Consider the following 12084-nt stretch of genomic DNA (forward strand, 5'->3'; position numbering starts at 1 on the left):
CTCTTTTCCCCTTAAATTTTATGTAATTATACATATTCATGAAAATACAAATAGTAAAATATAAATTGTAGGCATGCTCTATAAAGTAGATTTTTTTGAAAGACGTAACATATCAATCATTATAGGAAATGTGTCGAGACCCCTACTTAATTAAATGCCTTTTTTGATTTATAAAAAATCAAAAACGCTACCTTTTTAAAAGATAGCGTTTTTAGTATTATCCTTGCTTATTCTTCGCCTTCATTTGCTCTTCATAAACAAACTTCACTGTCATAAAGTCATTCGAAAAATCTTTCAATGCATTTTTCATCACATTTAATTCTTCTTGTGATTTGATTTCTACTCCATTTAAGAAGTCAAATGCTTTTGATTGCTCCTCAGCAACAAAGTTTTGCGTCATATAGTCATCTTGGAAGTCTTGCTTCGCCTTTTCTTTCACTTTATTCATTGCCTCTGTTTTATTTATACTTTTCACAGGATTTGCGAATGCACCCGTAGGCTGTTCTGGTTTCGGCTCTTCTTTCGTTTCCGGCTGTGGAGCTGGTGCTGGTTGCTCTGGTTGTTCTTGTTGAACTGGCTGTTGCACTACTTGTTGCTCTTTTTTCGCTAATTCATCTTTTAACTTCTTAACTTGTGCATCAAGAGATTTATTTTCAGTTTCTAATACACTCTTATCACTTTTTAACTTTTGCATTTCTTCAAAATGCTCATCTACTAATTTATTATATTCTTTCTCAGTGTACATTCTTTCACTAGTTGATGCCGTCTTCCCTTTCGTAACAACTACATTAATAATTACAATTAAAACTACGATTCCTATTAACGCAGCAAAAATCTTCTTTTTGTTCATTACTGATCCTCCAAAATGTAAAATTCCCAAAGTTATCATAACAGATGAAGTTCCGTTCCTTTGTCACATTATGTCGAACCGAAATAATAAAAAAGCACCTGAAATAGATGCTTTTTTATTATCAATATGTAAACGTAATCGTCACCAAAGAATATCCTTCTTTTGCATTATACGGCTCAGCTTTATAAGAAACACGGTTCGCTCCTTTTGGAAAACCTATTTCTCCAATTGCTTTTTTCACATCTTGTAAGGAACCGTCCATTGATTGCTTATAAAGAACTTCAATTTTCTCTGGCTTTGCACTATAGCGCTGCTGCATTTTACTTTTTAATTCATTATAGCTATTTGCGATGTATTCATTTCCTAAATAATTTAACTTTGTATCTTTCAAAATTTGCTGGTACACAGCTGATTTAGAGTTTCCCTCTACAATTTTACTCGTCAGTGTATCATAATAATTTGTAGTAGCTTGCGGATAGTCCCCTCGGTTCCACACGTGATTCTTCGCAATTTGCTCATCTGATAAGTTGAAATATGAATACGTTACGCGGCCTTGTACATCTGGCACTGGATCATCAAATGTTGTATCAAGATGGTACCACTTGCTATCGATTTTAACTAAATTCCAAGCATGAGGCTGACCGTCTCCAGTTCCTACTACAAAATGATTCTCAATTCCAGCTTCTTTTAATAATTGATAGGTTAATAGTGTGTAACCTTGGCAAACGGCAGAACGATTCGCGAGTGCCTCATATGCTGTATACGCTTTATAAGACGTATCGTAAGAAACATGTTTTACAACATAATCATGAATCGCCTTCACTTTTTCATGATCATCCATCCCGACTTGAATAATAGAAGAAACGATCGCTTTCGCTTGTTTCATCACATATTCTGTTTGTTCTTTCGTTTCACGATATGTAATATTTAGCGTAAACGTATAATTCCCTGGCGATCCAGATAGTGAGTATGAAACATTCGATCTATTATAATTTGTATACTCATTTTTACTTGCGACTTCTTTATATGCGGTGAAAAGTGTATTCATCACTTCTTTTGTATTACTATTTTTCGTTTTATATGGAAGTGTAATACTCGTTTCATACGTATTAATACGCGTTTGTACTTCATTTTTGAATACTGCTAATAATGCCGCATCTCCTGTATCTTGCACCGCAACCTCAGGCTTTTTATATTTCAATGCATTATATAAAAACTGTGCATACTGTTCACGCGTTACCGTTTTAGCTGGTTCAAATTTCCCGTCTCCTGTACCAGATGCAATCCCGTTTGACTGCACGGCACTAATCGCATTTTCTGCCCAAAATCCATTTGGAACATCATTAAATGTATGTTTTTGTTTAGCTGAAACTTGGAACGCATTTTTAATAATTTGCGCCATTTCTGCGCGGCTAACAGAATCTTTCGGTCTAAAACCGCCATTTCCATCACCTTTAAAAATCCCCAATTTCGTTAACGTTAAAACCTCTTCCGGAAACATTGTAGAACCTGAGCGAATATCTCCATACGGATTATTTAAAGTAGACCCATCTTGTAATACATAACGAGCACCATCATTACTAAACGTACCGCCTTGCTTATTCGGTACTAACACACGATAAATTAAAGCTGCAACTTGCTCCCTCGTCGCAACATCACCAAAACCAAACATCCCATTTCCATAACCTGAAATAATATTTTTACTCGCTAAGTCTTTAATCGCAGGATAGGACCAGTGCGATGTTGGTACATCAGAAAAAACGCCCGCTTCAGCAGCTTTCATCTCACCAACATTTGTATATAATAAAGCGCTACCAATAAGTGATAATGATGTAATTGATTTTAATAGTTTTATGTACATAATGCATTCTCCCAATACGTCTTCTATTCTTATTATTTTTTGTCGAAAAATCTAAAAGACTATGACAAGAAACATTATACAATTAAAACTTTTCGGAGGATATATTAAATTTCAAAATATGCAAAAACTCATATTACTATAGTGATTCGTACTGATATTATGCTATTTTACTTGCGAATATATAAATAAAAAGAAAAACACTAATGTAATATTGTTACTATACATATCGCTTTTTGAGCTTTTATTTCGCTAAAATTTAGCCTAAAAAACAATGCTATCTCCATTAAAATTGCAATATAATCCTGAGAACATACCTTTTAACATGATTCATTGTAATTAACTTAACTTTTTATTTGCTAAGAAACTTTGCAACAGAACCTAGTAAAGTCTCAAAAAACAACTTATTATCAATCAATATTTAGTAAAAATATATTAATACTTTAGAATTTCTTTAATTTTCATTATTCTTTATTTAAGGTTATCCTTTATATTTATAATGTGTTTATTTGAATTTATCGTATTGAAGCAGAGTTTCACACGACTATAAGCAATTCGAAAAATGGAAAAAACAAGGTCCCCATTAGATTAATTATACTGTTTTTTTGCGTCTTTTATCTATTTATGTTAATTACTATTCAGCTAAGAAAAGTACAATTTATTGATGGATATACATATAAGAATGTAGTTAAAAAACGAGAGAATGCGACAATTAATATTACAGTTCTGTGCGGGAAAACTTGGGTAAATTCAAAGGCATTAATACGGCAATTGATTGGGATCGTAATTACGGAAATGGTAACATATGAAAACGAGGGAGAGAGGAAATAAAATGAATTTAGTGAACTTACGTCCTAAACAGCGGTCTAAGTATCGCATTCTACTTGGGACATGGTATTACTCTACAAAGAGGTACATTCAGTGGTTAGCAGACGGCAAAACATATGCAAAAACGTTTCAACAAGAAAAGTTACCCTATACAGCGATTCAGCACCGAACGATACTACTTCGTAAGCTCAAAGATGTAGATATGTGGTATCAACAGAATAAAGTTGTTAATTTGAAGATTGCTATTAAACAACTAAATGGTATCGTCATTAGACCGGGAGAAACATTCTCTTACTGGCGTTTAATAGGTAAGCCTACGAGAAGAAAAGGGTATGTAGAGGGCATGATACTACACTATGGATCTTTTCAAGCAGGCATTGGGGGAGGGCTTTGTCAGCTTTCAAATTTAATATATTGGATGACCTTACATACACCATTGACAGTAACAGAGCGATATCGTCATAGTTTTGATGTCTTTCCTGATTCCAAGCGGACCCAACCATTTGGAAGTGGAGCGACTTGTTCTTATAACTATTTGGATTTACAAATCAAAAATGAAACGGACCAATCGTATCAACTTCACCTTTATATTACAGATAAGCATTTAGTCGGTGAATGGAGAGTTACCCATCCGCAGCTTTATCAATATGAAGTATATGAAAAAGAACACTCAATCCAATCTGCATACTGGGGTGGTTATATACGACATAATGTTATTCAACGTAGAGTATATAATCAACAGAAACAGTTTATAGAAGACCAATATGTAACGGAGAATCACGCTATAATGATGTACGAACCACTATTAGCTTATAATAATGAGGAGGGTGAGTGAAGGTAACATTGGTGTATCAAGTATTTTTGTCTAGTAACACACTACATGCCTCTCTTCATATAATTAATAGGCACAACCCTTTTTGCAACATAACTTTTTCTTGTTAAAAAACTTTGTAACAGAACCTCTTTTTAGGTTCTAGTGTGAAAATAAAAGGATGTGATAATTAATTTTTTCTGTACATCATAAAAAATCAATTATCAAAGTCTTCTTTAAATGGTCTTAAGGATAATAACAATACAATTATACCAACGATACTTATCATTTCTTACAATCAAGTCTGATAAGTATTTTGTAATTTAATAAAAATCTCGTATGAGAATGTATTTTTGCTCATGCATTTCAGTTAATTTGAATTATGCTAGATTGTAATTTATTGATTTATTTCTACTTTTAAAACTAAAGCGACATGCTACATAAATCTATTTTGATTTCTCGACATATAAATCGCTGCTATGCAGAATATAACAGGACCGCTACTGACTTTCTCCCTTTGTTTTATACCTCGTACATGGAAGTAAAAGGAAATTTTCTAGCGATATCATTTCTCGTTTTTATTGAAAATGAATTTTATATCTTCCTTTCCAATGAACTGGTTCCTAAACTAAACTGCCTCGTTTCCACAATAAAAAGAGAGCTGCCCATAAGTCGGTTTCACCAACTTATGGGGCAGCTCCCTCATAGTTTCACCTTATTCTATCGATGAATCCAAACTGCACCTGCAGACTTGTCTTCAGCTTGACCTACTACTTCAAACTTCAATCCTAGTTTCGGTAACTTACGTCCTGCATCTGGAATAGCGCTGTTGATGTACTGCTTAGAATCATCAAACTTTGCAACTCCTGGTAATCCTTTATAGTCAAAGATACCTCGAGTTGGCGAATCTACTCTCCATGCTGGCGCTTGATCAAATGAGAATGCCGCATCGGCAATTTGATAACGCGTACTGCTCTTCACAGTCGGTTGTCCGTTTAATGTCCCTACAATTGCCTCTGGATGAGAATCTACTACTCCTAAGAATCCTTCGCCTGGATGAACGCCTACCCAGTTATCTGTAAAGCTTTGATCCGCGTACCATACAACCATTCCTGTATTAAACACTGGTCCACGCGCATGTTGTAACGCCGTGTCAGAACCAGCGTAATTTCTCCACTCTACATAGTAGTTATTTTTTTTCTGTTCCAATCCGTTAGATACAGTAAATCCTTTTAACGTCATTGCTGGCTGGCCTTCTGCATCATCCGAGAAAACAACTTTGCCATCGACAGTTAATGCTGCATTATCTAACGCAAATCCTTTATAAGCTACTGCAATATCTGTTAAATACTCAAATTGCAGTTTTACTTTTTTCCCTTTGAATTGACTTAAATCGTATGATTTATCAATCCACTTACCATCAGTCGTATCCACGCCGGCTTTTACATCTTTATCGCCCATTCTATCAATACGCTTCTTCGTTCCGTCTTCTGCAATCGCATATACGTCAAGGAAATCATACTGCGCTTCAAGTTCGTAGAATGCCTTATAATCGAACTTAGCATCCTTTGCATTTGTTAAATCAAATACTGGTGTCTCAAGTGTTGTATGAATGTCATTTCCTTTTGTACTGTAATAAAACTTCTTACCAAATGCCGATTCGATATTTTTGATATCTTTGTCTGGTAAGTTAACACGAACGATTCCTGGTCGTTTTGATTTTGTAACACTTTGATCTAAATATGTTGCAACACCGACTCCCGTGCGAAGTTTATCATAATCTACCTCAACGATATTCGCCCAGTTGCCCTTCATGTTCTTTTGGAAAAACTCTTTATTTTGTGGTGAGAAACTCGTTGGCTCTGTTCCTGCAATTTTTCCAGCCCAGCTGCCGCCGCTCATAATAGACCATGACTCAACAGGTTCACCTTGTCCTGAATACTTTGTATCGTACTCATCTGGTAAGCCTAAATCATGACCATACTCATGCGCAAACACACCAACCGCTCCATCTTCAGGCTCGATTGTATAATCGTATGCAGCCATCTTTCCGCCCCAATTCGAAACAGAAGATTTTGTGCCATCAATCGCATATGGTTTTGATCCAAGTTTTGAACGATGAGACCAAATCGCATCATCTTTCAATTTACCGCCGCCAGCTTCTTGACCAACGCCAGCATGCACAACCATTAAATGATCAATAATGCCATCTGGCTCGTTTTTATTTCCATCACCATTTTGATCATATTGATCGAATTGATCATAGTCTGCTAAATTAATTCCTTTTGCTACCGCTGCTTTTAATGCTTCTTTCACAAAATCGCGTGGCCCTAAAGGACCTTTGTTATCATGGCCAGTACCTGCATCCGCACCATAATCTGAAGCTTTTCCTGGAACAGTAAGCCATTCCGTTACAGTTCCATCAACTGTGTAGCTCCCGCCAGATTGTTCTTCATAATATTGTTTAAATGTATTAATCTTCGATCCATCAAATAACGTAAATGGTTCATTACCAAATAACATTTTTTGATAATGTTCACGATTAAAGTCCTTAGAATACATGTATCCTGGCTCTTGATCAATATTGTTATGCTTAAAATCGCTAAATTCTACAAGTAAAACAAGTACTTTATCTTTTCGAACAGCGCCGTTGTACTCTTCTTGCTTCGCTGGTGCAGTAGGTACTTTTCCATTTAATTTACTAGAATTCAATCCTGCACCTTGTCCAGCTGCTGGCCCTACTGTGGGCTGTTGCGCCTGTTCATTTTCCTTCATTTTTGCATCTTTTACTTTTTTCATAAAATCAGAAGCCTCTTGCGTAAGACTATCTCCTGTCAAGATTTCTTTCCCAGGGTTTTCCCCTTTCTTGTTCTCAACATATTTCTCAACAGCCTTTGACGTCTCAGCTTGTGATGCAGATTGATCAATTACTCCCCGTTGTTTTAGTGCTTCCGCTAAACGCTCATCCGGTATTAAATGCTCATCTATTGGTAGAGATGGTGTTGGCGTCTCAGCATACGCTGCATGACTTCCAAAAGCAAAACTACTACTTAGCACTGCCGCTGTTGCTAAAACTGATAAAGGTTTTAACTTCTTATTCTTTTTCAATGTATTTCCTCCCCAGTGTCTGCGAATTATCGTTTTTTTTGCCGATAGAAACATAATATTCTCTTTATAGAGAATATTCAATCTTTTTCAACAAATAAAATGTTGAGAAATATTTTTTATGCAGGGTGAAATGCGTAGGATAGTAAAATACAAAGGTTCTGCTGGGTTATGCTTTTTTAAGTTTTTTACATAACCATAAAGTATGATCACTTGTTCTTTTATCTTGATGACGATGGAATAAAATGCTTATTTACAATACTAAGGAAATACAACACACAAACAGCCCAGGTTCCTCATTTGAACTTGGGCTGTTTGTTATTTGAATGAATACTTTCCATATGGATTCTTATAAGATTCTGAATCAGTTTATGTAGATTCACTTTACAAAAAGGCTTTTATTTATTTATTTTAAGTGCAATAGTCATACTTGCTCGATTCACTTATTTTTTGGCAATAAATAAATGATCACCACCTAAGGAATCCCATTAAATTCCTTTTCCATTTATATTCTAATTACTCCTTAAATTATTGAAAAAGTTTTTTCTTGCAATATATCACTCTATCACACTTAATTTCTTGTTAGTATATACATACCAATATACAAATAAACATAGTAGAAAGCGGGGAGAATTATGGTAAGTCATCTAAAAACAAAAGATATGATCACACAACTTTTAAATAATTGGTATCAAGAGATACGTGCCCAGCACCTAAAAGAAGCAAAGCATTTAAAAACAGAGATTGATACACACATAAAAAGTATTAATGAAAATCCAAATTTACTATTCCATTACTCACTTCTTACTTTTCGCTTTAAAGTTTTGCTTGATCATTTAAGCATCACACCAACAAGCTTCCAGGCAATTGATTCACTGGATATACCTAAAAATGAATCGTTGTCTTATTATTATCACTTTTTCAAAGGGATTCACGCCACACTAATTTCCAACAACAATGAAGCCTGGGAATACTACGAAAAAGCCGAAACGCTATTACAACATATTCATGACGATCTTGAAATAGCCGAGTTTAGCTATCGTTTTGCTAACTTCTATCTTCATACCTATCAACCTCTATTAGCAATTCAACATGTGACTAAAGCTAAAGAAATCTTCTCTAAACATAATGGTTATGAAAATAATGTTGCCGCTTGTGAGAACTTATACGGTTTAGCATGTATTGATATAAAACAATTCCCTGTAGCAGAAGAAAAATTTAATTCTGCAATAGATATTTTACGTAAAAATAATGAGGATTCCCTAATATTAAGAATCCGCAATAATTTAGGTTTTTTATATAGTAGCCAAAACTTATCCACTTTAGCAATTCGACACTTATCAGAAGTAACAACTAAAACTCCAGAGCATTTTAGGGCCATCTTCCTTAAAGCTAGAGAACATTTAAAGATTGGTGAACTTGAACAGTCGGCCGAGTTAATCGAACGAGGATTAGCAATTTGTGAGAAGCTAGACAACAAAGAATACCTATATCATTTCAAACTTTTAGATTGTATGAATAAAGGTGTTCCAGCTGTTATTCTCGAAGAATTATCTTTGGAAGCTATCTCATTTTTCGACACACAACAACTCTATAATTACACACAAGAATACAATGAAAAATTAGCAATCAAGTTTTACGAAGAAAGCGACACTGTAAAAGCTAGTAAATACTTTTATATTAGTCATCAAGCTAAAGAAAAAACTTTCGAAAAAGGAGCGTTAAAATAATGAAGAAAATTTTCGGAACGATTTTAGGTTTAACCCTTTCAGCTGCTTTATCTATAGGATTAGCATTCCCTTCACAATCAGAATCTAAGGAACAAGTTGATTCGACTAAATCTAGTACAATTATGTACATGCAATCCAGCCACGGTGACTCCTGGTAATATAAAGAGATTCTATATCATGAATTACGAAAAGGGCACTCCCTCAATGGAGTGCCCTTTCTTAAACATCATATAGCAGACTACTTATTAACTTCAGCCCATTTAACCTTGAACTATGCACCGAAATCATTTGCAACTAAAGTAATTGATTTGCTTCTAAACCATATTAATATATCATTCAACTATATAAAAAAACCCCCTCCACCATAAGGCAGAGGGGATTTTCTCATTCCTATTTCAAACTACCCGCAATCTCCGTAAAGATAACTCCAAGCGCATGTGCACCTGCATCTGGATAGCCTAAACTTCTTTCACCAACTGTACCAGCGCGGCCCATGCGAGCAACGATTTCTTTCGTATACTCTGCTCCCTTAACGGCTGCTTCTGCTCCTTTTTCAAAGGCAGTTTTTATGTCTACTTCGTTTGAAGCGCTATCGATCCAAGAATCCACACATGGAGCAAGTGCGTCAACAAGTGTTTTATCACCAACTACCGCTCCTCTACCGAACGATCTTTCACCGATAGATTGTATGCCGTGAAGTGCTGCTTGTAACATTTCAGCAAATTCTCCTACTGTTAGTTCACGTTTTTCGCCCGCTTCTTTACTAGCTGCGCGGAACGCACCACCCCAAATTGGGCCTGAAGCGCCGCCGCAATGTTCCATAATAATCATAGAACAACTATCAAGGAACGTTCCAATCGTTACATTCTCTTGTCCTAAAATAGATTGCCATTCACGTTTTAATTGCTTAAATCCTTTTGCCACACTCATTCCGAAGTCACCGTCACCAGCATGCGTATCTAACTCACAGAACGGTACTTCGTTTTTAATAATGATGTCGCTCATTTTATCAACGAGATAAATCATGTTGTTTAACGTAATGACATTATCTTTCATAACAGCGTGCTCTTCCGCTGTTTCTATTTCAAATGAAACTTCCTTCTCTTCTACATCTTCAAGCACATTCACGTACTCTACACTTTCAACAGGTCCATCTACTTTAAACGCAGGTGTATTGCACTCTTTCGATAGTAATGTTTTTAGCTCATCATCTAATTTCATTACTGTTAAAGACATACCAGCCATATCGATACTTGTCATATAGTTACCGACGAATACTCTATTAATTTTAATGTTTCTAGCAGCTAATTCTCTCGTAACTGCATTATTAAATAAGTAAAGTTCTTGCAGTGGTGTTCCGCCAAAACCATTTACTAGAAGTGCGATTTCCTCGCCATCTTTTACTCCTAAATCTTTTATTAAATCATTTGTCATACGGTTAGCTAATTCATCAGCTGACATCGTTTTTTCACGTTTAATTCCTGGTTCACCGTGAATACCAACGCCGTATTCCATTTCATCTTCCGCAAGTGTAAAAGTAGGTGATCCGCTTGCTGGAACTGTACAAGAAGTTAATGCTAAACCGATTGTACGCACGTTAGCCGCTGCTTTTTCCGCTACAGCTTTCACCGCTCCTAAATCCATTCCTGCTTCCGCTGCTGCGCCGGCAATTTTATGCACTAAAATAACTCCCGCAACACCGCGGCGTCCCACTGTATACAGGCTATCTTCTACCGCAATATCATCGTCTACTTTTACGTAGTCGACTTCAATTCCATCTTCAGTCGCTAAATGTGCACCGTTTTTGAAATTCATAATATCGCCGCTGTAATTTTTAATAATTAATAACGTTCCTTTTTTACTAGCTGTTTCTTTAATTGCTTGGTATACCTGAATTTGCGAAGGAGAAGCAAACACATCTCCGCACACTGCTGCATCCAGCATTCCTTTTCCGACTAGACCTGCATGTGCCGGCTCATGACCGCTACCGCCGCCGCTAATTAACGTTACTTTATTTTCATTCATTTCTTTCTTCTTAATAACTTTATATTTTTTCAAAAACTCAAGTTCTGGGTGAGCCATAACCATTCCGTTGCACATTTCCATTACTAATGTTTCTGGTTTATTTATAATCTTTTTCATTGTGATTCTCCCTCAATTCCTTTAATATATTGTGATATATTTGAAATCTTCTTCTTACTATTCATGTTAAAATGAAAGCGTTTTATAGTAAACGGACAAAATGGACAATCTGTCTAAAGACACCGCTCTCATTTATAGATAGGATTTTTATATTAATAACATTCTAGGGATGATTCAGATGACCTCTTCTATAATTTCTAAAAAGATAATCGCGAACTCATTGAAACATTTAATGGAAACAGAATCGTTTCATAAAATATCAGTGAGCGATATTATGTTACACTGTCAAATGCGTAGACAAACTTTTTATTATCATTTTAAAGATAAATTCGAACTATTAAGCTGGATTTATAAAGAAGAAACGAAAGAAAATATTATAGACTTTCTTGATTATGAAACATGGGAAAACATTTTCGATTTATTATTTGATTACTTTTATGAAAATCAAAAATTTTACCGAAATGCATTTAAAGTCATTGAGCAAAACTCGTTTAATCACTATTTATTTGAGCATACGAAAAACTTATATATGAAGATTATTGATGAACTATCCATGAGCTGTAGATTCAGCCTTTCAAATGAGACAAAAAATACGATTGCCTCTTTTTATAGTCACGGCTTCGTTGGGACGATAAAAGATTGGATTGAAAGTAAATGTGAAGTAGATCCGTCCATTATGTCTTCTCTCATGAAAAATATGATAAATAATCAACTACTACTTTTACTTGAGCAATCAGCAAAGTAATTAAAGGGTGGCAAA

The 12084-nt window shown here is 35.3% G+C and carries 8 protein-coding genes and 1 pseudogene; 5 read left to right on the forward strand and 4 right to left on the reverse strand.

Annotated features, from left to right (window positions below):
* Positions 1–217: 217 nt before the first annotated feature.
* Both ACE38F_RS23020 and ACE38F_RS23025 read right to left on the reverse strand, forming a co-directional pair.
* Positions 218–850 carry a hypothetical protein gene (locus tag ACE38F_RS23020; protein WP_375370335.1) on the reverse strand — a complete coding sequence of 211 codons (633 nt, stop codon included), beginning with the start codon at positions 848–850 and terminating at the stop codon, positions 218–220.
* Positions 851–971: 121 nt separating this feature from the next.
* Positions 972–2711 (reverse strand): S-layer homology domain-containing protein, encoded by a 1740-nt coding sequence (locus tag ACE38F_RS23025; RefSeq protein WP_375370336.1) that lies wholly within the window; start codon positions 2709–2711, stop codon positions 972–974.
* Between the two features lie 543 nt (positions 2712–3254).
* Between ACE38F_RS23025 and ACE38F_RS23030 the strand changes: the two are divergent.
* Positions 3255–3452, forward strand: a pseudogene (locus ACE38F_RS23030) (hypothetical protein); the annotation flags it as partial.
* Positions 3453–3540: 88 nt separating this feature from the next.
* Positions 3541–4371 carry a VanW family protein gene (locus ACE38F_RS23035; protein WP_070146245.1) on the forward strand — a complete coding sequence of 277 codons (831 nt, stop codon included), beginning with the start codon at positions 3541–3543 and terminating at the stop codon, positions 4369–4371.
* 696 nt (positions 4372–5067) lie between these two features.
* Here the strand turns inward: ACE38F_RS23035 and ACE38F_RS23040 are convergent.
* A complete protein-coding gene (locus ACE38F_RS23040; protein ID WP_375370337.1) occupies positions 5068–7455 on the reverse strand; it encodes an immune inhibitor A domain-containing protein in 2388 nt (795 codons plus the stop codon).
* 632 nt (positions 7456–8087) lie between these two features.
* Between ACE38F_RS23040 and ACE38F_RS23045 the strand changes: the two genes are divergently transcribed.
* Positions 8088–9182, forward strand: a complete 1095-nt coding sequence (locus tag ACE38F_RS23045) for a response regulator aspartate phosphatase (RefSeq protein ID WP_375370338.1) — start codon at positions 8088–8090, stop codon at positions 9180–9182.
* A complete protein-coding gene (locus ACE38F_RS23050; RefSeq protein WP_088077832.1) occupies positions 9182–9340 on the forward strand; it encodes a general stress protein in 159 nt (52 codons plus the stop codon). The genes ACE38F_RS23045 and ACE38F_RS23050 overlap by 1 nt, the downstream gene beginning before the upstream one ends.
* Positions 9341–9572: 232 nt before the next feature.
* On the opposite strand, the gene dhaK is transcribed toward ACE38F_RS23050, so the two are convergent.
* Positions 9573–11324: a dihydroxyacetone kinase subunit DhaK gene (dhaK, locus tag ACE38F_RS23055; RefSeq protein WP_375370339.1), complete on the reverse strand. Its 1752-nt coding sequence runs from the start codon at positions 11322–11324 to the stop codon at positions 9573–9575.
* 178 nt (positions 11325–11502) lie between these two features.
* Here dhaK and dhaS point away from each other — a divergent pair, with 178 nt between their 5' ends.
* Complete coding sequence (gene dhaS, locus ACE38F_RS23060) at positions 11503–12069, forward strand: dihydroxyacetone kinase transcriptional activator DhaS (protein WP_002140640.1); 567 nt, start codon at positions 11503–11505, stop codon at positions 12067–12069.
* Positions 12070–12084 lie beyond the last annotated feature (15 nt).

This window comes from Bacillus altaicus, from assembly GCF_042136375.2.
Taxonomy (GTDB): Bacteria; Bacillota; Bacilli; order Bacillales; family Bacillaceae_G; genus Bacillus_A; species Bacillus_A cereus_U.